Source organism: Streptomyces rhizoryzae, from assembly GCF_023155275.1.
GTDB classification, from domain to species: domain Bacteria; phylum Actinomycetota; class Actinomycetes; order Streptomycetales; family Streptomycetaceae; genus Streptomyces; species Streptomyces rhizoryzae.
The window spans coordinates 1-20,713 of record NZ_JALMUV010000072.1 but is presented as its reverse complement, the minus strand read 5'-3'; the positions used below and the strand labels follow the sequence as shown (position 1 = coordinate 20,713).

The 20,713-nt window shown below is 74.9% G+C and carries 21 protein-coding genes, 2 tRNA genes and 1 pseudogene; 13 read left to right on the top strand and 11 right to left on the bottom strand.

The window, feature by feature from the left end:
- Nucleotides 1-199: 199 nt before the first annotated feature.
- The gene (locus MUU72_RS33515; RefSeq protein WP_248017227.1) at nucleotides 200-1,333 is read right to left on the bottom strand and encodes a Gfo/Idh/MocA family oxidoreductase; all 1,134 of its coding nucleotides are present in this window, start codon (nucleotides 1,331-1,333) and stop codon (nucleotides 200-202) included.
- Between the two features lie 56 nt (nucleotides 1,334-1,389).
- Here MUU72_RS33515 and MUU72_RS33510 point away from each other — a divergent pair, with 56 nt between their 5' ends.
- Nucleotides 1,390-2,535: an ROK family transcriptional regulator gene (locus MUU72_RS33510; RefSeq protein WP_248017226.1), complete on the top strand. Its 1,146-nt coding sequence runs from the start codon at nucleotides 1,390-1,392 to the stop codon at nucleotides 2,533-2,535.
- 97 nt (nucleotides 2,536-2,632) lie between these two features.
- Here the strand turns inward: MUU72_RS33510 and MUU72_RS33505 are convergent, their stop codons facing one another.
- On the bottom strand, nucleotides 2,633-2,881 hold the full coding sequence (locus MUU72_RS33505) for a hypothetical protein (RefSeq protein WP_248017225.1): 249 nt from the start codon (nucleotides 2,879-2,881) through the stop codon (nucleotides 2,633-2,635).
- Nucleotides 2,882-2,978: 97 nt separating this feature from the next.
- Between MUU72_RS33505 and MUU72_RS33500 the strand changes: the two genes are divergently transcribed.
- The 7 genes from MUU72_RS33500 (at nucleotide 2,979) to MUU72_RS33470 (ending at nucleotide 9,861) form a co-directional block, all read left to right on the top strand.
- The gene (locus MUU72_RS33500) at nucleotides 2,979-3,749 is read left to right on the top strand and encodes a GntR family transcriptional regulator (RefSeq protein WP_248017224.1); all 771 of its coding nucleotides are present in this window, start codon (nucleotides 2,979-2,981) and stop codon (nucleotides 3,747-3,749) included.
- A 199-nt stretch (nucleotides 3,750-3,948) separates the two neighbouring features.
- Nucleotides 3,949-5,070: a TIGR03364 family FAD-dependent oxidoreductase gene (locus MUU72_RS33495; RefSeq protein WP_248017223.1), complete on the top strand. Its 1,122-nt coding sequence runs from the start codon at nucleotides 3,949-3,951 to the stop codon at nucleotides 5,068-5,070.
- Nucleotides 5,064-5,822, top strand: coding sequence for a phosphonatase-like hydrolase (locus MUU72_RS33490; protein WP_282505289.1), 759 nt, complete (start codon nucleotides 5,064-5,066; stop codon nucleotides 5,820-5,822). Before MUU72_RS33495 ends, MUU72_RS33490 begins: the two co-directional genes overlap by 7 nt.
- A gap of 1 nt (nucleotide 5,823) precedes the next feature.
- Nucleotides 5,824-7,011: an ABC transporter ATP-binding protein gene (locus tag MUU72_RS33485; protein WP_248017222.1), complete on the top strand. Its 1,188-nt coding sequence runs from the start codon at nucleotides 5,824-5,826 to the stop codon at nucleotides 7,009-7,011.
- A complete protein-coding gene (locus MUU72_RS33480) occupies nucleotides 7,004-7,951 on the top strand; it encodes a 2-aminoethylphosphonate ABC transporter permease subunit (protein WP_248017221.1) in 948 nt (315 codons plus the stop codon). The genes MUU72_RS33485 and MUU72_RS33480 overlap by 8 nt, the downstream gene beginning before the upstream one ends.
- A complete protein-coding gene (locus MUU72_RS33475; RefSeq protein ID WP_248017220.1) occupies nucleotides 7,938-8,735 on the top strand; it encodes an ABC transporter permease in 798 nt (265 codons plus the stop codon). Before MUU72_RS33480 ends, MUU72_RS33475 begins: the two co-directional genes overlap by 14 nt.
- A gap of 55 nt (nucleotides 8,736-8,790) precedes the next feature.
- Nucleotides 8,791-9,861: a 2-aminoethylphosphonate ABC transporter substrate-binding protein gene (locus tag MUU72_RS33470; RefSeq protein ID WP_248017219.1), complete on the top strand. Its 1,071-nt coding sequence runs from the start codon at nucleotides 8,791-8,793 to the stop codon at nucleotides 9,859-9,861.
- 99 nt (nucleotides 9,862-9,960) lie between these two features.
- Here the strand turns inward: MUU72_RS33470 and MUU72_RS33465 are convergent, their stop codons facing one another.
- The gene (locus MUU72_RS33465) at nucleotides 9,961-10,740 is read right to left on the bottom strand and encodes an HAD-IIA family hydrolase (protein ID WP_248017218.1); all 780 of its coding nucleotides are present in this window, start codon (nucleotides 10,738-10,740) and stop codon (nucleotides 9,961-9,963) included.
- 266 nt (nucleotides 10,741-11,006) lie between these two features.
- On the opposite strand from MUU72_RS33465, the gene MUU72_RS33460 reads away from it, so the two are divergent.
- The gene (locus MUU72_RS33460; RefSeq protein ID WP_248017217.1) at nucleotides 11,007-11,360 is read left to right on the top strand and encodes a hypothetical protein; all 354 of its coding nucleotides are present in this window, start codon (nucleotides 11,007-11,009) and stop codon (nucleotides 11,358-11,360) included.
- A gap of 305 nt (nucleotides 11,361-11,665) precedes the next feature.
- Here the strand turns inward: MUU72_RS33460 and MUU72_RS33455 are convergent.
- Nucleotides 11,666-11,739 (bottom strand) — tRNA-Lys (locus MUU72_RS33455).
- Nucleotides 11,740-12,332: 593 nt separating this feature from the next.
- On the opposite strand from MUU72_RS33455, the gene MUU72_RS33450 reads away from it, so the two are divergent.
- Together MUU72_RS33450 and MUU72_RS33445 are read left to right on the top strand one after the other, a co-directional pair.
- Nucleotides 12,333-12,752, top strand: coding sequence for an SsgA family sporulation/cell division regulator (locus tag MUU72_RS33450; RefSeq protein ID WP_248017216.1), 420 nt, complete (start codon nucleotides 12,333-12,335; stop codon nucleotides 12,750-12,752).
- Nucleotides 12,752-14,053: a hypothetical protein gene (locus MUU72_RS33445; RefSeq protein ID WP_248017215.1), complete on the top strand. Its 1,302-nt coding sequence runs from the start codon at nucleotides 12,752-12,754 to the stop codon at nucleotides 14,051-14,053. The genes MUU72_RS33450 and MUU72_RS33445 overlap by 1 nt, the downstream gene beginning before the upstream one ends.
- Nucleotides 14,054-14,193: 140 nt before the next feature.
- Here MUU72_RS33445 and MUU72_RS33440 read toward each other — a convergent pair.
- Nucleotides 14,194-14,436, bottom strand: a pseudogene (locus MUU72_RS33440) (mycothiol transferase); the annotation flags it as partial.
- 204 nt (nucleotides 14,437-14,640) lie between these two features.
- On the opposite strand from MUU72_RS33440, the gene MUU72_RS33435 reads away from it, so the two are divergent.
- Nucleotides 14,641-15,234, top strand: coding sequence for a lytic polysaccharide monooxygenase auxiliary activity family 9 protein (locus MUU72_RS33435; RefSeq protein WP_248017229.1), 594 nt, complete (start codon nucleotides 14,641-14,643; stop codon nucleotides 15,232-15,234).
- A gap of 82 nt (nucleotides 15,235-15,316) precedes the next feature.
- On the opposite strand, the gene MUU72_RS33430 is transcribed toward MUU72_RS33435, so the two are convergent.
- From MUU72_RS33430 to ehuB, 6 genes are all read right to left on the bottom strand, one after another.
- Nucleotides 15,317-15,390, bottom strand: a tRNA-Lys gene (locus MUU72_RS33430).
- Nucleotides 15,391-15,501: 111 nt separating this feature from the next.
- Entirely contained in the window at nucleotides 15,502-16,260 is a 759-nt protein-coding gene (locus MUU72_RS33425) for an IclR family transcriptional regulator (protein ID WP_248017214.1), read from the bottom strand.
- 476 nt (nucleotides 16,261-16,736) lie between these two features.
- A complete protein-coding gene (gene ehuA / locus MUU72_RS33420) occupies nucleotides 16,737-17,582 on the bottom strand; it encodes an ectoine/hydroxyectoine ABC transporter ATP-binding protein EhuA (RefSeq protein ID WP_372503294.1) in 846 nt (281 codons plus the stop codon).
- Nucleotides 17,572-18,222 carry an ectoine/hydroxyectoine ABC transporter permease subunit EhuD gene (ehuD, locus tag MUU72_RS33415; RefSeq protein ID WP_248017213.1) on the bottom strand — a complete coding sequence of 217 codons (651 nt, stop codon included), beginning with the start codon at nucleotides 18,220-18,222 and terminating at the stop codon, nucleotides 17,572-17,574. The genes ehuA and ehuD overlap by 11 nt, the downstream gene beginning before the upstream one ends.
- Nucleotides 18,219-18,968: an ectoine/hydroxyectoine ABC transporter permease subunit EhuC gene (gene ehuC / locus MUU72_RS33410; RefSeq protein WP_248017212.1), complete on the bottom strand. Its 750-nt coding sequence runs from the start codon at nucleotides 18,966-18,968 to the stop codon at nucleotides 18,219-18,221. Before ehuC ends, ehuD begins: the two co-directional genes overlap by 4 nt.
- The gene (gene ehuB / locus MUU72_RS33405) at nucleotides 18,965-19,939 is read right to left on the bottom strand and encodes an ectoine/hydroxyectoine ABC transporter substrate-binding protein EhuB (protein ID WP_282505284.1); all 975 of its coding nucleotides are present in this window, start codon (nucleotides 19,937-19,939) and stop codon (nucleotides 18,965-18,967) included. The genes ehuC and ehuB overlap by 4 nt, the downstream gene beginning before the upstream one ends.
- 107 nt (nucleotides 19,940-20,046) lie before the next feature.
- On the opposite strand from ehuB, the gene MUU72_RS33400 reads away from it, so the two are divergent.
- Complete coding sequence (locus MUU72_RS33400) at nucleotides 20,047-20,547, top strand: DUF3830 family protein (RefSeq protein ID WP_248017210.1); 501 nt, start codon at nucleotides 20,047-20,049, stop codon at nucleotides 20,545-20,547.
- Nucleotides 20,548-20,713 lie beyond the last annotated feature (166 nt).

Genomic DNA, 20,713 nt, shown 5'->3' with positions numbered 1-20,713 from the left:
CGGCACCGCTGCCGAACAGCCCCGCGCAGCGGCACCAATCCCCGCGAAGCGGGGAACCGCCCCCCGCAGCGGGGAACCGCCCAAGCGCAAGCGGACCCCACCCCGCGAAGCGGGGCACCGCCCCGCGCAGGCGAGCGGGCCCGGGCGCCGGAGGCGCAACCAACAGCACCCCGCACGGCGGGAGCGCCGAAAACGTGGGTCACCCCAGGGACACCGCCCGCCCGTCGGAGACAGACGCACGGGCCGCCTCCAGCACCCGCAGTGCCGCCGCCGCCTCCGTCGCGGTGACCGGTGGGGCGCTCCCGTCGCGCAGGGCGCGGGCGATCGCGGCGTAGTAGGCGGGGTAGTCGCCGGGCAACGTCGGCACCGGTTCGCCGCCACCGGTCTGCGGGGACTCGCCGGCGCCGAGCCGGCCCCAGCAGGACTCCGGTTCCACGCCCCAGGCGTCCCCGGCGTCCCCGGCGTCCCCGGCGTCCGCGGCGCCGCGGACGCCGGGTCGCAGGCCCGCGCGCAGGGCGGCTTCCTGGGGGTCGAGCCCGTACTTGACGTAGCCGGCGCGGCTGCCCAGGACCCGGAAGCGCGGCCCGAGTTGGGCGGTGGTGGCGCTCACCCAGAGGTGGGAGCGGACGCCGCCGGCGTGCGTGACGGCGAGGAAGGTGTCGTCGTCCGCCTCCGCGCCGGGGCGGCGGACGTCGGCCTCGGCGTAGACGGAGACGGCCGGGCCGAAGAGGGTCAGGGCCTGGTCGACGAGGTGGCTGCCGAGGTCGTAGAGCAGGCCGCCGAGCTCCGCGGGGTCGCCCGATTCGCGCCAGCCGCCCTTGGGCCGCGGCCGCCACCGTTCGAAGCGGGACTCGAAGCGCAGGACGTCGCCGAGCGCGCCGTCGGCGAGGAGGGCGCGCAGGGTGCGGAAGTCGTTGTCCCAGCGGCGGTTCTGGAAGACCGAGAGCAGCAGGCCGCGGCGGTCGGCGAGCGCGGCGAGCCGTTCGGCCTCGGCGGCGGTGGCGGCCAGCGGTTTGTCGACGACGACCGCGGCGCCGGCCTCCAGGGCGGCGGTGGCGAGCGGCACATGGGTCTTGTTGGGCGAGGCCAGCACGATCAGGTCGAGGTCGCCGGCGGCGGCCCGGTCCAGGACCTCGTCGGCGGTGGCGACCGTGCGGACCTGCGGGTGCTCGGCGCGGGCTTGCTGCTGCCGTTCGGGGCTGCGGGTGGAGACGGTGTCGAGCCGCAGCCCGTCGGTGGCGGCGATCAGCGGGGCGTGGAAGACCGAGCCCGCCAGGCCGTAACCGATCAGGCCGACGCGGAAGGGGGCGGTGGGTGCTTCGGGGGCGGTCATGCCCTCCACTTTGGCAACGCTGTTGCGTAAGTGCAAGCGGTGCGGAGAATGGGGGTGTGAGCGGGAGCGATGAGGGCGATTACCGGGGCGGCGGGGTGCGGGCGGGGGCGCCCGGCGCCAACCTCCTGGCGGTGCGCGGGCACAACACCGCGCTGGTGCTGGGGCTGCTGCGGGCGGCGGGGGAGGCGGGGGCGAGCCGCCTGGAGCTGGCGGAGCGGACCGGTCTGACCCCGCAGGCGGTCAGCAAGATCACCGCCCGGCTGCGGGACGAGGGCCTGGCCGCCGAGGCGGGCCGCCGGGCGTCCACCGGCGGCAAGCCCCGCACCGTCCTGCGGCTGATCCCCGGCGCCCGGCACGCGGTCGGCGTCCACCTGGACCGCGACGAGATCACCTGCGTGCTGGCCGACCTCACCGGCCGCCCGGTCGCCGTCCGCCGGGCGCCGCTGGACCTCGCCGCCGGCGCCGGCCCCGTGCTGGCCGCCGCGGCCGGCGAGGTCGCGGCGCTGCGGACGGAGGCGGGCGGCCCGCCGGTGCTCGGCGCGGGGGTGGCCTGCCCGGGCCCGCTGGACCACACCGCGGGCGTCCTGCGGCAGGTCACCGGTGCTCCGCAGTGGGACGGCTTCCCGCTCAGGGACGCGCTCGCCGACCGCCTCGGCCTGCCCGTCGTCCTCGACAAGGACACCAACGCGGCGGCCCTCGGCCTGGCCCGCGCCCCGGAGGAGGCCGGCGGCTCGTTCGCCTACCTGCACCTGGGGACGGGGCTGGGCGCCGGGCTGGTCCTCGGTGGCGCGCTCCACCGCGGCCCGCGCACCGGCGCCGGGGAGTTCGGCCACCAGGTGGTGCAGCTGGACGGGCCGCGGTGCGCGTGCGGGCGGCGGGGGTGCGTGGAGGCGCTGTGCCTGGCCGCGGTGGCCCGCGGCGACCTGCCGGCCGCGGCCCGGGTGCTGGGCGTGGCCGCGGCCAACCTCGTCGAACTGCTCGACGTCGACCGGGTGCTGCTGGGCGGCCGGACCGTCCTGGCGCACCCGGAGGAGTTCCGCGGCGGGGTGGCCCGGGTCCTCGACGGGTACGCGGCGCTGCGCGGCCGCCCGGTCCCGGCGGCCGGGGGCGCGCCGGCGGTGCCGGTGGCGCTCGCCCGCGGCGGGCCGCGGACCGTCGCGGACGGCGCGGCCGAACTGGTGCTGGCGGGCCTGTTCCGCTGAGCCCGGCGGGCTGCTCCGGCCGGTGGCGGACCGCCTCGACGTCGGTGCCGCCGGGGTCGCGGACGAACGCGCCGTAAGGGGCCGGGTGGTATTCCGGTCACACCCGCGGGGCGTGCAGGGAGGTGGCGCCGCCGGCCACCGCGGCGGCACGGAAGGCGTCCACCGCCGCGCGGTCGGCCGCGGTCAGCGCGCTATGCACCTCGCGGGCCGGCCGCCCGTCCGTCCCGTAGCCGATGACCTGCCCGAAGTCCGTGACACCGGCACCGCCGAGCGGGGCGGGGACCCGGTCGTGGAACCCCGCACCGGCCGCGACGCCGGACACCTGGATCCCGAGGTGATCAAGCATGGGGCCGGCCTTGCACGGGACGGCCGGCGGGGTACGGGGTTGCGCCCGAACCGCGGGCGGCGCACCGCCGGGCGCGCGCCGGTGCGAAGATCGCCGGGTGGAGTTCCCGTACGGCCAGGATCCTGGCGCACCCGTCCGGTCCGGCATCCCCGAGCACGGACGCATCCCCAAGTACTACGCGGCCAAGGTGGACCTCGCCGCGCTGCTGGCGGAGCTCGGCGAGGGCGAACCGCTGCCCGCCGAACGCGAACTGGCGCTGCGCTTCGAGGTGTCCCGGGAGACCCTGCGCCAGGCGCTGCGCGAACTGGTGCTGGAGGGGCGGCTGCGCCGGATGGGGCGCGGCACCGTCGTCGCCGGCCCCAAGATGGAGCAGCCGCTGTCGCTCGCCAGCTACACCGAGGGCGTCCGCCGCCAGGGCCGCACGCCCGGCCGGCACCTGGTCTCGCTCGACCGCTTCCCCGGCCCGCCGGCGCTCGCCCGCGACCTGGGCATCGCCGCGGGGGACCCGGTGTGGCACCTGGAGCGGGTGTTGCTCGCCGACGACGAGCGGGTCGGCCTGGAGAGCACCTACGTCGCGGTGGCCCGGGTCCCGGACCTGGATGCGGACTTCGCACCGGACTCGTCGTTCTACGCCTACCTCCGCGAGCGGCTCGGCATCGGCTTCGGGGACGCCGACGAACGCCTGGAGACCGTGCTCGCCACCCCGCGCGAGGCCCTGCTGATCGGCACGCCCGGCGCGCTGCCGATGCTGCTGATCCACCGCCTGTCCCGCGACACCGAGGGCCGCCCGCTGGAACGCGTCCGCTCGCTCTACCGGGGCGACCGGTTCTCCTTCACCGCCCACCTGGGGCGCACCGGCGGCCCGTAAGGGGGGAGGGGCGGCGGTCCCTAGGGGGAGGGTGGGCCCCCGGTCGGTATGCCTACCCGCGAGGGTGCCGGACGACCCGTCACACCACGGGTTCGGGTCACGAAATGGTAACGGGTCTAGGCCAAGTTTGGAGGCGCGTTAACCGGCGCGTCGCCGGGCCGATGCCGGGGCGCCACTCGCCGCCGCGACCGTTCGGGGCATGCGAGTCATAGTCGTCGGAGCAGGCGTGCTGGGCACCATGCACGCCTGGCACGCCATCGAACGGGGCCACGAGGTCCTGCACCTGGAACGGGAGGACGAGGCCCGCGGCGCCTCGGTCCGCAACTTCGGGCAGATCTGGGTCAGCGGCCGCGCCGGCGGCGAGGAACTGGACACCGCGCTGCGCGCCCGCACGCTCTGGGAAGCCATCGGCGCCCGCGTCCCCGGTATCGGGTTCCGCGCCACCGGCTCCCTGACCGTCGTCCGCACCGACGCCGAGCACGCCGTCGCCGAGGCCGCCGCCCGCCGCCCCGACGCCGCCGCCCGCGGCTACCGCCTCCTGGACCCCGCCGCCGCCCGCGCCCTCAACCCCGCCCTGCGCGGCGACTTCACCGGCGCCCTGTGGTGCGCCCGGGACGCCGCCGTCGAACCGCGCGTCGCCCAACGCGCCCTGAAGGACGCCCTGCTGGCCTCCGGGCGCTACACCTACCTCGGCGGCCGTGAGGTCCGCGACCTCCCCGGCGGCGGCGCCGTCCGCGACGACCACGGCACCACCCACCACGGCGACGCGGTCGTCCTCTGCACCGGCGCCTGGCTCGGCGGCCTGGTCCGCGAACTCGCCCCCGACCTGCCGGTCCGCCGGGTCCGCCTCCAGATGATGCAGACCGACCCGCTCGGCGAACCCCTTCCCACCTCCGTCGCCGACGCCGACAGCTTCCGCTACTACCCCGCCTACCGCGGCCCCGCCCTGGACGCCCTCAACGCCACCCAGGCCCAGGCCCCGACCGCCGCCGCCCACAGGATGCAGCTGCTGCTGGTCCAGCGGGCCGACGGCGGTCTGACCATCGGCGACACCCACGCCTACGACACCCCCTTCGCCTTCGACACCGTCGAAGAGCCCTACGAGCACCTCACCGGCGTCGTCGAGGCGGTCCTGGGCCGCCCGCTGCCCCGCATCCGCCACCGCTGGGCCGGCGTCTACGCCCAGTGCACCGACCCCGCCCGGGTCGTCCACCGCCAGCAGGTCGGCGACGCCGCCTGGCTGGTCACCGGACCCGGCGGCCGCGGGATGACCTGCTCCCCGGCCATCGCCGAAACCACCGCCGACGCCCTGGGATGGTGAACCCGTTGACGAACCCCCCGACCCACCCCGACCACGCCCCGCGCCCCGCCGACATCCGCCTGGTCGTCCTCGACATGGCCGGCACCACCGTCGCCGACGGCGGGCTGGTGGAGCTGGCCTTCGACGCCGCCGCCCGCCACATGGGCGTCGAACCCGGCAGCCCCCGCCACGCCGAACAGCTCGCCCACGTCCGCGCCACCATGGGCGAATCGAAGATCTCCGTCTTCCGGCACCTGTTCGCCGACCCCGGCGGCGACCCCGACGCCACCGAGGACGCGGCCCGGCGCGCCAACCGCGCCTTCGAGACCGCCTACGGGGCACTCGTCGACGCCGGCCGGATCGCCCCCGTCCCCGGCGCCCGCGCCGCCATCGAAGCACTCCGCGACGCCGGCCGCACCGTCGTCCTGACCACCGGATTCGCCCGCACCACCCAGGACGCCCTCCTCGGCGCCCTCGGCTGGCACGACCTCGTCCCGCTCACCCTCTGCCCCGCCGACGCCGGCGGCCGCGGCCGCCCCTACCCCGACATGGTCCTTTCCGCCCTGCTGCGCACCGGCGCCGCCGACGACGTCCGCCACGTCGCGGTGGCCGGCGACACCTCCTACGACATGCTGGCCGGCCGCCGCAGCGGCGCCACCGTCGTCGCCGGTGTCCTCACCGGCGCCCACGACACCGGCCGGCTCACCGCCGCCGGCGCCACCCACGTCCTCGGTTCGGTCGCCGAACTCCCCGCTCTGCTGGGAGTGGTGTGAGATGCCCGCCCCCACCGCCGCGCCCGCCCCCGCCCGGCCCGCCGCCCCCGCCGCCCCGCCGGCACCCTCCGGCATCCGCTTCGACCACGTCACCGTCGCGCACGGCCGGCACGGCGAGCACACCGTCCTCGACGCCCTGGACCTGACCGTCGAACCGGGCGAGGTGATGGCCCTGCTCGGCCCCTCCGGCTCCGGCAAGACCACCGCGCTGCGGGCCGTCGCCGGCTTCGTCCGCCCGGTCTCCGGCCGCATCCTGATCGGCGGCCGCGACGTGACCGCCCTGCCGCCGCACCGGCGCGGCATCGGCATGGTCGTCCAGCAGTACGCGCTCTTCCCGCATATGACCGTCGCCGGCAACGTCGCCTTCGGCCTCAAGGCCCACCGCACCCCGCGCGCCGACATCCCCGGCCGGGTCGCCGAAGCCCTGGAGATGACCGGCATGGCCGGCCACGCCGACCGCCACCCCCGCGAACTCTCCGGCGGCCAGCAGCAGCGCGTCGCCATCGCCCGGGCCCTGGCCATCCGCCCCGGCGTCCTGCTGCTGGACGAACCGCTGTCCGCCCTCGACGCCCAGCTGCGCTCCGGCATGCTCACCGAACTCGCCCGCCTGCACCGCGAACTGCCCGACGTCTCCCTCCTCTACGTCACCCACGACCAGGTCGAGGCGCTCACCCTCGCCGACCGGATCGCCGTCCTGGAATCGGCCCGGCTCCGGGAGTGCGGCACCCCCCAGCAGCTCTACCGCGCCCCCCGCACCGCCTTCACCGCCTCCTTCGTCGGCACCGCCAACCTGCTGCCGGTGACCGTCCGCGGGGACGGCGCCGTCGACTTCGCCGGCCACCCCCTGGCCGTCCCCACCGGCGGCGCGGCCCCCGGCGCCACCGCCACCCTCTGCCTCCGCCCGCACCTGCTCACCCCGCAGCCGGGCCCCGGACCGCGCGCCAACACCCTGCGCGGCACCGTCACCGAGGTCCAGTGGCGCGGCGCCACCCACCGGCTGCACCTCACCGCCGGCGGCCACCGCCTCCTCGCCGACCTGCCGGAGCTCCGCGCGGTCCCGCCCTGCGGCACCGAACTCGCCCTGCACTTCGCCCCCGAGGACGCCTCCCTGATCCCGGCCGGCCTCGCCCCGGACGGCCCCCACGACCGGCCCGCCGACGGCACGGACGGCGGACCGCACCATGCCTGACCCGCACCGCCCCCGCCCGGGCCGCGCCGCCCTGTGGGCGCTGCCGCCCGTCGCCGCCCTCGCCACCGTCGTCCTCTACCCGCTCGCCCTCGTCGTCGGCCAGTCCCTCACCCCGGAGGACGGCGGCGGCCCCACCACCGCCCCGTACACCGCGGTGGTGACCACCGCCGCCTTCCAGGACGCGCTGGTCACCACCGTGCTGATCGCGGCCGGCGCCACCCTCGGCGCGCTCCTCCTCGGCCTCGCGCTGTCCCTGGTCATCGCCTTCGTGCCGTTCCCCGGCGGCAAGGCCCTGGCCCGCTTCATCGACCTCTTCCTCGCCTTCCCCTCCTTCCTGATCACCCTCGCCCTGCTGTTCCTCTACGGCACCGCCGGTATCGCCAACGGCCTGTGGACCGACGCCACCGGCGCCGCCCACGGCCCCCTGGACTTCCTGCACACCCCCTGGGGCGTCCTGCTCGCCGAGGTCACCTACTTCACCCCGTTCGTGATGCGCCCCCTGCTCGCTGCCTTCGCCCAGGTCGACACCGCCCAGCTGGAGGCTGCCGGCTCGCTGGGCGCCCGGCCCGCGCGGATCGTGCGGACGGTGATCCTGCCCGAGGCCCTGCCCGCCCTCGCGGCCGGCGGCGCCCTCGTCCTGGTGATGTCCCTGAACGAATTCGGGATCGTGCTGTTCACCGGCGCCAAGAACGTCGTCACCCTGCCGGTGCTCGTCTACTCCAAGGCGATCCTCGACGGCGACTACACCGGCGCCTGCGTCGTCGCCGTCGTCAACATCGCGCTCTCCGCCGCCCTCTACGCCCTCTACCGCACCGTCACCGGCCGCACCCGCCGCACCGGCCGCACCGCCCACCCCGGACGCCGCCGAGCCGCCCGGACCGCCCCCGCCCCCGTACCCGCCACCGCCGCCCCCGGAGGTGCCTCCCGTGCTCGTCCATAGCGCCGCCGCCCGCCGGGTCATCCACGCGGTGTTCTTCCTGCTCTTCGTCCCCCTCTTCGCCCTGCCGCTGCTGGTCATCGCCACCGCCTCGTTCGCCGGCGGCTGGAGTGGAGCCCTCCCCTCCGCACCGACCCTGGCGCACTACCGGGACCTCGCCCGGGGCAGCGCCCCCGCCGCCCTGGCCACCAGCCTCCTCACCGCCCTCGCGGCCGGCGCCGCCGCCCTGATCACCGGCACCTGGGCCGCGCTGGCCGCCGAACGCCTCGGCCGCCGCGCCCGCCGCCTCCTCGACACCCTCTTCCTGCTCCCCGTCGCCGTCCCCTCCGTCGTCGTCGGCCTCGCCCTCCTCGTCGCCTTCTCCCGCCCCCCGTTCCTCCTCAACGGCACCCCGCAGATCGTCATCACCGCCCACGCCGTCCTGGTCACCGCCTTCGCCTACCAGTCCGTGACCGCCGCCCTGGCCCGCCTGGACCCGGCCTACGCGCAGAGCGCCGCCGGCCTCGGCGCCCGCCCGGCCACCGTCCTGTGGCGGATCAAGATCCCCCTGCTGCTGCCGTCCCTGACCGCCGCCGCGGGCCTGTGCTTCGCCCTGTCCATGGGCGAACTGAGCGCCACGATGATGCTCTACCCCCCGGACTGGGTGCCGCTGCCCGTCCAGATCTTCGCCGCCACCGACCGCGGCTCCCTCTTCACCGGCGCCGCCCTCGCCGTCCTCCTCATGGCCACCACCCTGCTCGTCCTGCTCGGCGTCTCCCGCCTCCGCACCAAGGCCGCCTACCGCTGACCCCGCGCCGCCCCCCGCGCCCCCGCAACCCGCAGCACCCACCCAGGAGCCCGCCATGCCCCGCCGCCCCGCCCGCCGCCGCCCGCTCACCGCCGGCGCCGCCGTCCTCGCCCTCGCCGCCGCCCTCACCGCCTGCGGCACCTCCGCCGCCGACCCCAACGCCAAGGAGATCACCGTCTACAGCGCCGACGGCCTCAGGAGCGAACAGGGCGACGGCTTCTACGACAAGGTCTTCAAGGACTTCGAGAAGCAGACCGGCATCAAGGTCAACTACGTCGAATCCGGTTCCGGCGCCGCCGTCCAGCGCCTGGCCCGGGAACGCACCAACACCAAGGCCGACGTCCTCGTCACCCTCCCGCCGTTCATCCAGCAGGCCGACGGCAAGGGCCTCCTCGACATCTACCGCCCCAAGGGCGCCGAACACGTCGCCGCCGCCGACCAGGACCCGGGCGGCCGCTGGACGGCCGTCGTCAACAACTACTTCTGCTTCATCCACAACACCAGGGAAGTCCCCCGGCCCCCGGCCACCTGGCAGGATCTCACCGACCCCCGCTACGCCGGCAAACTCCAGTACTCCACCCCGGGGGTGGCCGGCGACGGCACCGCCGTCCTCATCAAGGCCCTGCACGACTTCGGCGGCCAGGGCCCGGCCATGGCCTTCCTCAAGAAGCTCCAGGCCAACAACGTCGGCCCGTCCTCCTCCACCGGCCAGCTCGCCCCCAAGACCGACAAGGGCGAACTCCTCATCGCCAACGGCGACGTCCAGATGAACTACGCCAACCTGAAGTCCATGCCCCACCAGGGCATCTTCTTCCCCGCCGCGGCCCCCGGCGCCCGCCCCAGCACCTTCGCCCTGCCCTACGCCGCCGGCCTGGTCCGCAACGCACCGCACGCCGCCAACGCCCGCCGGTTCCTCGACTACCTCCTCAGCAAGCCCGTCCAGGAAGAGGTTTCCGCGATCGGCGGCGGCTTCGCCGCCCGCCGGGACGTCCACCCCACCGACCCCAACGCCACCGCCCTCGCCAAGATCATGAAGGGCGTCGAGGTCTTCCAGCCCGACTGGAACGACATCGACAAGAACCTCGACACCTACATCAGCGCCTGGAAGACCGCCACCGGGAGCTGACCCCGGCCGGCCCCCGGTCCCCGCGGAACCGCCGCGGCGAGGAGGAACGGGACGGCGCGCCCCGGCCGCCCGCCCGCGGCGGCCGGAGAGCCTCCCCGGTCAGACCAGGTCGACCAGGTCGGCGACCGAGTTCCGGATGTGGGTCGGGCGGTACGGGAAGGTGCGGACGTCGTCCTTGGCCGTCAGGCCGGTGAGCACGAGGAAGGTCTCCATCCCGGCCTCCAGCCCGGCGAGGATGTCGGTGTCCATCCGGTCGCCGATCATCGCGCTGGTCTCCGAGTGCGCGCCGATGGTGTTGAGCGCCGTCCGCATCATCAGCGGGTTCGGCTTGCCGATGAAGTACGGCTTCTTGCCCGTGGCCGCCGTGATCAGGGCGGCCACCGCCCCCGTCGCCGGGAGGGCGCCCTCCGTGGACGGGCCGGTCTCGTCCGGGTTGGTGGCGATGAACCGCGCGCCGCTGTTGATGAGCCGGACCGCCTTCGTCATGGCCTCGAAGGAGTACGTCCGCGTCTCGCCCAGGATCACGAAATCCGGCTCCGTATCCGTCAGCACGTACCCGACGTCGTGCAAAGCGGTCGTCAGACCTGCCTCGCCGATGACGTAGGCGGAACCGCCCGGGTGCTGCTCGTCCAGGAACTTCGCGGTGGCGAGCGCCGAGGTCCAGATGTTCTCCTCGGGAACCTCCAGCCCGATGCGGTTCAGCCGCGCGTGCAGGTCCCGGGCCGTGTAGATCGAATTGTTGGTCAGGACCAGGAACGGCCGGCCGGACTCCCGGAGCTTCCCGATGAAGGCATCCGCCCCCGGCACCGGGATGCCTTCGTGCATCAGCACCCCGTCCATGTCGGTGAGCCACGATTCGATGGGCTTACGCTCTGCCATGTTGCCGGTCTCCTGTACGCAGGGGCTTGCTGGGCGCCGGGACGACTCCGTGCCGCGACGCTGACAGCCTAGTCAGCGGTGCCCGGAAGCCGGCAGCGCGGAAACCCGGGGGCCCGGAGCGGCCCCTCCCCGTCGCCGACTCCCGCGCCGCCCCCGCCGGGCCCGGTCCGGAAGCCCCGCCCGTCACCCGAACGGCGCACCGCCGCACCGCCCCGGATGCGGGCCGCGGCCCCCCGGCGGACCTTCGGAATAACCGGAGGTACACCATGCGCTCACCGCAGCTCACCCTCTGTGCCGCGGTCGCGGCGTGCGCGGTGTCGACGGCACCCGCGTACGCGGCCGACGCCCGCGGCACCCCCGCCACCAGGGCCGCCGCCCCCGCAGCAGCGGCAGCCGGCCCGGCACCGGCCGCCGCCCGGTCCCTCGCCCCGCCCGGCGCCCGCACCGCGCCCCGCCTCGCCCCGCACCGGCCCGCCACCCGCCACGAGCTGAGCAGCACCTCCGCCGTCGGCCTGGTCCTGGCGGGCGGCGCCGTCCTGGTCATCGCCGGCCAGCTGCTCCGCCTCAGACTCCGCCTCCGCCGCCAGCGCCAGGGGAGCGGCGGTGCCGACGAAAGCTGAGCTCACGGAGGTCAGGGGGGCCGGCGGGAGGGGCCCGGCGGCCATGCGGAGCACGGCGGCCCCGGGGGCCACGGCGGCCCGGGGGCCCGCGAGCGCCGCGGGGGAGGGGCCGGCGCGCGCCGCGTCCGCCGCGCCCCGGCTCCTGACCGGCCTCGCCTGGGCCGTCCTGCTCCTGCTGTGCCGCCTGTGCACCGGCGGCGACCCGGTCGGCGCCGGCCCCGCACAGCTCCCCGCCGCCGACGCCCCGCCGCCGTCCGCGCACACGACTGAGGCCCCCCGCCATGGCGAGGGGCCTCGGTCCTACGTGCGCCGCCAGGGACTCGAACCCCGGACCCGCTGATTAAGAGTCAGCTGCTCTAACCAACTGAGCTAGCGGCGCGCGCTGACGAAGAAAACTCTACACGAACTCCGGGGGTGGCCCGTACCCGGGAAAGCGCCCCCCACGCCTCCGGCCCCCGTGATCCCCCTCACACGCCACCCCCGGCCCCGGGGAGCCGCACCCGCCCCGTGCCCGACCACACCCGCGCCATCCGCCTGCTACTCCACCGCACCTCCGCCCGCCCGGGTCGGAAGTCCCGCCCTCCCGGGACCTTCGCCCGGGCGCCCACCCGTAGGTGTCTGTGAGGATCGGGTCCATGGCCGTGATGCGGCAGTTGCCCCGTCAACATGCGCTATCGGCGGCCGGTTGAGAGGCTGAGCCCAGCGCCGGGCGCGGCAGGGCCGACGCCGGGGCGCCCGCCCCCACGAGCAGCCCGCCCGGAGGAGAACAGGCATGGCACTCCCGGGAACCACCACCCCCGGCCCGCCCCGGCCACCGGGCCCGCGCCCCGGCCCCCGCCCACCCCGCCGATCATGGCGTCCATCACTACTCCGCCGTCGCCTGCAACCCCATCCCGCGAGCCGACGTCTGCCAGTACGCGAGCCCCGACCCGGGGCCCCGGGACTCGCCCCTCTCCGGAAAGGTTGACCGCCGTGGTGTCGACAGCCAAGCGCACCCTTGAGATGCAGCTGCTCCTCGGGCCGGACGAAACGGTCCCGGTGGCCGGCCGCTTCAGCTACCGCAGCGACCGCCCCTACGAGGTCGAGGTCGCGTTCCTCAGCCGTGGCGAGACCGTCGCCACCTGGCTGTTCGCCCGCGATCTGCTGCTCGGCGGACTGTGCGGCACGGTCGGCGAGGGCGACGTGCGGGTCTGGCCGGCCCGCCGCCCCGGCGGCCCCCGCCGCGTACACATCGAGCTCTCCACCGACGAGAGCGTCTGCGAACTCGCCGTCCGCGCCACCGAGCTCGCCGCCTGGCTGGAACAGACCGCGGCCATCGTCCCGCCCGGCCGCGAGCACCGCTATCTCGATATGGACGCCCACCTGGCCCGCCTCCTGGCGGGGAAGTGCTGATGACTCCCACACCCATGACGACGACGCCCGACACCCGCCTCGCCGCGGCCGCCGCCCCCGGCGCACCCGGAAGCACCGCCACCGCCCCGCGCCCCGCGGACCGCCCGGGCGCCCGCGGCACCGATGCCCGCGGCCCGGCCGCCCTCCGCATCCCGGCCCAGGGCCGCCCCGCGGGTCCGGCCGCCGGCCCCGCGACCGAGGCGACCGAGGCCGACGCCCCGTCCGCGGCGTCCCCCGACGGCGACCCGGCCGGCGCCCCCGCCGCCCACGACCCCTGCGCCCACGGCTTCCTCCCCGAACGGCCCCCCGTCCGCTCCATGATCGGCACGTGGACCCGGCTCGACGCCATGGCCCGCGCGGCGGCCGTCGCCCCCGACCGCGCCACCGCCGTCGCCGTCATCGAACGCGCCGACCGCGCCGAGGAGTTGGCCGCCCTGCGGCAGCGCGTCTCGCGCCTCTCGCCGCGCAACGCCGAGGCCGCCGCGATGCGCATCGCCGTCCTCGCGGTGTCCTGCGGGTGGGGCGCCCTCGACCCGCAGGCGCCGGCCGCCCGCGAGGTCGCCAACGAGGCGTTCCTGGAACTCTGGGCGGCGATCGCGCACCGCATCGACCACGACCAGTTCGTCGCCCTGCCCACCCTCGCGCTCCACAACTGGGCCCCCGAGCGCAAGCCCCGCCGCCACATCCCCATCGACCAGCTCGCCCGCACCGAGCAGCTGGTGCCGATCGTGCGCTGGGCCCCGGAGGGCGAGCCGCTGAGCCGCCTGGACCGGCTGATGCTCGCCGCCACCCGCCTGGAGGCCCACGGCATCTGGCTCTTCCGCCTCGCCGACACCCTGGCCGGCCGCGCCCCCGACGACTCCTCCACCCCGACGGCGCTGCGCCGCCTGGTCCGCATCCAGCACGCGCTGCGCGCCCAACTCCACTCCGAGGCGGCGGAACTGGCCTCGGCCCCCGCCACCGACCAGCAGCGCGCCGTCCTCGGCGCCCTCGCCGAACAGGGCGCCCTGGAACCGCCGGTCCTCCAGGCCGCGGACGCCGTCCTCGGCATCGGCGGCCGCCGCCTCGGCGAGGGCCGCCGCCAGCACCTGCGCCGCCACCTCCCGGCCCAGCACCGCGCCTGGCTCAGCGCCATGGACCGCCACTGCGCCCCCGTACGCACCCTCGCCCACCGCGGCGGCCCGGATGCCGCCGTCTACCGCGAGGCCCAGGAATCCCTCATCGCCCTCCGCCGCACCTACGCCGCCCTGGTCAACACCGCCGCCGCCCCCACCCCCGGCCCCCTGGGCGCGGCGGCCTGACACCGGGCCCGGGGCGCACGGCCCGGCCGGGCGGGTGAGCCGACCGGGCCGTGGGGGGTGTCCGCACAGTCCCGTCTGCCGTCCGGAGCCCGGCCGCCCTCCGGGCGAACGACGCGACGTTGCGGACACCCCCTGGCGCCTCAGGCGCCCGTCGTCCCGTCGACGCACTCGCGGAGGAGATCGGCGTGCCCGTTGTGGCGGGCGTACTCCTCGATCATGTGGACCAGGATCCAGCGCAGCGACACCCCCTGCGCACCGACGTGCCCCGCCTCCCCCTCCGAGAGCACCCCGCAGTCGTCCAGGGTCGCACCGGCGATCAGCTCCCTGCTCCGGGCGACCTCCGCCCGCCAGCGCTCCCGCGTCTCGCGCTCCCCGGCCTGCGGGGCGGAACGGGGCGTCCATCAGGTGTCGTCGTCATACCCGCCACCCTCACACGGACACTGACAGTCACCTTCCCGACCGGTCCGCGCCATGGTCTGGACAGCCTCAACTCCCCTCACTACGCTCCCCATTGGTCTGGACCGCACGCCCCTCGCAGCTCCCCCGTCACTCCCCTCCCACCCCCACACCCCCAGGAGCGAAGCATGCTGCGTAAGAAGCTCAGTGCCGCCGTGGTCGTCCTCGGTATCGCCGGCGCCTCCTTTCTGGCGACCGGCAGCGCTTCCAGCCACGGCTACAGCGACGCACCCCCGAGTCGTCAGGCGCTCTGCGCCCGTGGCACTGTCAAGGACTGTGGTGCGATCCAGTACGAACCCCAGAGCGTCGAGGCGCCCAAGGGATTCCCGGCCGCCGGGCCGGCCGACGGAAAGATCTGTTCGGGCGGGCACGAGAACTTCGCCCCGCTCGACGACCCGCGCGGCGGCGCCTGGCCCGCGACCAAGCTCTCCCCGGGGCAGGGCTACACCTTCACCTGGCGGCTCACCGCCCGACACGCGACGACCGACTTCGAGTACTTCATCACCAAGGACGGCTACGACCCCCGCAAGCCGCTGACCCGCGCCGACCTCGAACCGGAGCCGTTCATGACGGTGCCGATGGGCGGGGCCCGGCCGGGGGAGACGGTCCAGCACCAGGGCACCGTCCCCACCCTCAAGTCGGGGCGCCACCTCATCCTGGGCGTGTGGAACATCGCCGACACCGGCAACGCCTTCTACGCCTGCTCGGACGTCGACCTGTCCTGACCCCGGACGGCGCCACCACCCCCGGCGCCGTCCGCGCACACGACCGAGGCCCCCCGCCATGGCGAGGGGCCTCGGTCCTACGTGCGCCGCCAGGGACTCGAACCCCGGACCCGCTGATTAAGAGTCAGCTGCTCTAACCAACTGAGCTAGCGGCGCGCGCTGACGAAAGAAATACTACCTGGTCGAACGGGGTGCTCATGACCACCCCGCTGATCATGCCCGTCGGCCCCCCCCCGGAACCGGGCCGCTCCGGCGGCCGGGGCCGCCTCAGATCGCCAGGGACAGCAGCACCGGCGCGGCTCTGCGGTTGAGGGTGTCGGCGGCCTGGCGCAGGCGGTGGGCGTTCTCCAGCGGCATGGACAGGGCCAGGCAGCCGACGGTCTTCCCGGCGGTGATCGGGACGGCGGCGCAGACCGTGCCCACCGCGTACTCCTGGAGGTCCAGGACGGGCACGGTCGGCGGCTGGCTGTCGAGCTTGTGGAACAGCACCTTCTCGTTGGTGATCGTCCGGGAGGTGAGCCGGGCGGTCTTGTGGCGCGAGAGGTGGTCCATCCGGCCGTCGTGGTCGAGCTGGGCCAGCAGGCACTTGCCGACCGCGCTGGCGTGCGCGGTGCGGCGGAACTCGGCCCACTCGTTGACCTTGGGCACCAGCGGCCCGTCGGCGTAGTGGGTGATCTTGACCTCGCCGTCGATGTAGCGGCTGATGTAGACCGCGGCCCCGACCGAATCGCGCAGCTGGTCCAGGGTGCGCTGGAGCTTGTCGCGCAGGGCGCGGCCGCGGTCCGCCCCCGAGCCGAGCAGCAGCAGCGCGTCGCCGACGGCGTACGCCCCGTCGGCGAGCTGCTGCGCGTACCCTTCGCGGCGCAGCATCGACAGCAGCTGGCTGAGGTGGGCTGTCGGCAGACCGGTTTCGCGCGCGATCTGGACGTCGGTCACGCCGTTGGCGTGCCGGGAGATCGTTTCGAGTACGCGAAGGGCGTGCTGCACCGAATGGAACGGCGCGGTCGGCTCGGGCTTCAGCGCCACGGTGTCCCCCTAGGAGGTTGGTACCGCTTGCGACGTGACCGTCGTGGGCGGGCGCGAGGCCGCGGGGCGCGGACCGCTTCCGGACAACGGGCTCGTATCACGATAGCGGTCAACCCGGCCCCGGGGAGAGGGTCTTGACCGAAAACCGGGCCGGTTCACGCGTCTGTGCAGGCGCCCTGTACTCCGGCATATACCGGAGTCATGCCCAGGTGGTGGGATGTCCCGCCGACCGGCGGTAACGGCGGTCGGCGGGACATCGGCGGGGCCGCCGGCGCCCGGGGTTGACGGGCCCCGGTGACGTGCGAAGTTGACGTGCCGTCCGGTTTTTCCGCGGCCCGTGCGACACGGCAGAGCGCACGCGGCCCAGCCGCCCCGCTCGCTCCGTACGGCTCGTACGGCACAGCGGCCCCTGCCGCCGCAGCGGCCGCGGAACGGCTCAAAAGCCCCACCGCGGTGCCGCCCGGGCGCGGCCCGGCCTACCGCACCGCGCTCAGGAACTCCCGGGTCCGGTCGTGGACCGGGTCGGTGAAGAGCTGCTCCGGCGGTCCGAACTCGATGACCCGGCCCGCGTCGAACATCATCACGCAGTCCGAGATGTCCCGGGCGAAGGTCATCTCGTGCGTCACGCAGAGCATGGTGATGTCCGTGGAGCGGGCGATGTCCCGCAGCAGGTCCAGGACGCCGGCCACCAGCTCCGGGTCGAGGGCCGAGGTCACCTCGTCCAGCAGCAGCACCTGCGGGCGCATCGCCAGCGCCCGGGCGATGGCCACCCGCTGCTGCTGGCCGCCGGAGAGCTGCGAGGGGTACTTGTCCAGGTGCGCGGTGAGGCCGACCAGCTCCAGCAGCTCGCGGGCCCGCTCCTCGGCGGCGTCCTTGTCCAGGCCGAGGACGTGGACGGGCGCCTCGGTGAGGTTCCGCAGCACCTTCATGTTCGGGAAGAGGTTGAACTGCTGGAAGACCATCCCGATGTTCTTGCGGACCTCGCGGCTGTAGCGGTCGCTCGCCGGGACGAGCTTGCCGCCCTTCTCCTCGTGGGTGAGGTAGCGGCCGCCGAGCGTGATGGTGCCCTCGTCCGGCTTCAGCAGCGTCATCAGCAGCCGCAGGATGGTGGTCTTGCCGGAGCCGGACGGGCCGATCAGGGTGACGTGCTTGCCGGAGTAGACCTTCATGTCCAGCGCGTCCAGGACGGTGTGCGCGCCGAACCGCTTGGTCACCGCGTCGAAGCGGATCAGCTCGGTGTCCCCGGCCGGGGCCGGGCCGCCGGAGGACGCGGCGCCGCCGGCGGCCGGCGGGGTGTTCGGGGTGCTGCGGTCAGCGGACAAGGCGGCGCTCCAGGGCTCGCAGGAGAAGGGAAGCAGGGTAGGCGAGGGCGATGAAGGCGACCCCGACGACCGTGTACGGCTCGACGGTCTGGAAGGTCTGGGACGAGAACTGCCGGGCCTCGCCCAGCATTTCCAGCACACCGATGGCGAAGAGCAGCGGTGAGTCCTTCAGCATCGCGATGACGTAGTTGCCCAGGGCCGGGACGACGCGGCGGATCGCCTGCGGCAGGATCACCGCGGTCCAGGTGCGGCGGCGCGGCAGGCTCAGCGCGATCGCCGCCTCCCACTGGCCGGCCGGGACGCCGTCGATACCGGAGCGGTAGACCTCGGCGGTGTACGTCGAGTAGTGCAGGCCCAGCCCGATCACGCCGGTGGCCAGGGCGCTGAGCGTGAGGCCCCACTCGGGCATCACGTAGAACAGGAAGAACAGCTGCACCAGCAGCGGGGTGTTGCGGACGAATTCGGTGAACGCCGTCACCGGCCAGCGCACCGCCTTCAGCGGCGAGCGCTGGGCCAGCGCCCAGACCAGGCCGAGCGCGAAGGCGATCAGCGAACCGAGGACCAGCGCCTGGAGGGTGACCAGGAGCCCCTTGGCGAACGTCGGCAGGAAGGCGCCGACCGCGGACCAGTCGAACCTCATCGGGCGTCACCTTCCGCAGGGGCCGCGGTGCCGGTGACGGCCGGGCCGCTGGGGCCGCTCCGCAGCCGCAGCGGCGACCGCCGGCCGGGGGCCTGGCCGACGCCCGCCTTGGCGTGCCGCTCCACCGCCCGCATCCCGCGGGTCAGGACGAACGCCAGGACGAAGTACAGCACCAGGATGATCGTGTAGACGGGGGCGCTGTGCGCGGTGGCGTTGCGCACCAGGGAGGCGCCGAACGCGAGGTCGCCGACGCCCAGGATCGACACCAGCGCGGTGCCCTTGAGCAGCTCGATCAGCAGGTTGTTGAAGGGCGGGACCATCCCCGGCCACGCCTGCGGCAGGACGATCTTCCGCAGCTGCTGGCCGGGCGAGAAGCTCAGCGCCACCCCGGCCTCGCGCTGGGCCGCCGGCACCGCGGCGATCGCGCCCCGGACGACCTCCGAGCCGTACGCCCCGTAGGTCAGGCCCAGGGTGAGGACCGCCGCCCACATCGGGACCAGCTGCCAGCCGAACCCCATCGGCAGCACGAAGAACATCCAGAACATCAGGATCAGCGCGGAGGTGCCGCGGAAGATCTCGAAATAGGCCCCGGACAGGAACCGCACGACCCACCGCCGGTGGGTGCGCGCGAGCCCGATACCGAAGGCGACGGCGGCCGCCAGGGCCGCGCTGTAGACGGTCAGCTGGACGGTGACCCACACGCCGCTGATCAGGAGCTCCCACAGCCCCCAGGTGAGGTCGCTCATGACCGGCACTTCTCCTTGGCGGTGATCTTCGTCATCTGCTGGGCGGTGAAGCCGAAGGGCCGCATGAGGTCCAGGAGTTCCCCGGTCCGCTTCATCCGGTGCAGTTCCCGGTTGAACGCGTCCCGGAGGTTGGTCTCGGGGGTGCGGAACGCGAAGGCGCCGACGTCGATCACCGGCTTGCCCCGCACGTACGGGGTGACCTCGGGGGTCGCCTCGGCCCGCGTGGTCCCCGACTGCCGCACGACGTTGCGCACCGTCACGGCGGTGCCGACGAAGACGTCCACCCGGCCCTGCTCGACCGCCAGCAGACCCGCCAACTGGTCCGGCAGCGTGGTGATGTCCCGGACCCCGGCCTCCTTGGCGTAGCCGATCTCGGCGTAGCCGACGCCGGTGGCCATCCGGGCCCCGGTCCGGGCGATGTCCTTGTAGGTGCGCAGCCTCAGCGGATTGCCCCGGCGGACGATGAAGGCGTCCAGCATCTGGTACTCGGGGTCGGCGAAGATGACCTGGGCGCACCGCTCGGGGTTGATGTACATGCCGGCGGCGACCACGTCGAACTGCTGGGAGTTCAGGCCGACGATCAGCGAACCGAAGTCGGTCGGGAACGGCTCGACGCGCGGGACGCCGAGCCGTTTGAAGATCACCTTTGCGATGGTGGGTGCCGAGCCGGTCATCCTGCCGTCGGTGCCGATGTAGCCGTAGGGCTGCTCACCGGCCAGGCCCAGGGTGACCGAACCCTTGCGGCGCAGCCGTTCCAGGAGCCGCCCGCCGCCGGCCGCGTCCGCGGGCGGCACCCGGCTGCAACCGCCCGCCGCGGCCGTCGCACCCGCTGCGCCGAGCGCCGCTACCCCCGCGAGCAGCGTGCGGCGGCGGATGCCGCTGGATCGTTGTCCGGTTATGTCGGGTCTCCGGGGGGTGCGTCCTCGGGGTGGGCCCTGATTGTCTGAGGTCGTGCTCGGTCTGGGAGGCATGGGCGCGCGGCTACCCGAAGCGTTCACACCTATGCCGATCGTTTCCGGCCCTTCACAGCGCCGCGGGAGTTGTTCCGTACGCCGGTAATGCCCCCTACGCTCGGGATATGACCGATCGCTTCATCGAAGTCTCCCTGGACAAGCGCGGCGTCAGCTGCACGGCCAAGTTGCTCGACGAGCGCGCCCCCGTCACCTGCGCCGCCGTCTGGGACGCCCTCCCGCTCGGCGGCGACGTCTACCACGCCAAGTACGCCCGCAACGAGATCTACGCCCTGGTCCCGCCGTTCGCGCCCCAGGAGCCCCCGCTGGAGAACCCGACGATCACCCCGATCCCCGGCGACCTGTGCTACTTCACCTTCAGCGACACCCAGTTGGGCACCGCCTCCTACGGCTACGAGTCGCAGGCCAAGCACCGCGGCCGGGCCACCGTCGTCGACCTCGCCCTCTTCTACGAGCGCAACAACCTGCTGATCAACGGGGACGCGGGCTGGGTGCCCGGGATCGTCTGGGGCGCGGTGGTGGACGGCCTGGACCGGATGGCCGACGCCTGCCAGGACCTGTGGCGGGCCGGCGCCCTGGGGGAGACCCTCAGCTTCCGGCGGGCCTGAGCCGGGCGGGCGGCGGGGCGCCGGAATACCCTGCGGCCCGGCCGCGTTGAGGCCCCGCAGGGGGCCCCTGCACCCCCTACGGGATCCGTTCGCCCCCGCCCCAGGGTCCCCGCCGCCCCCCGCCCCTACCCGGGCCCCCGCCCCTACCCGGGCCCCCGCCCCCACC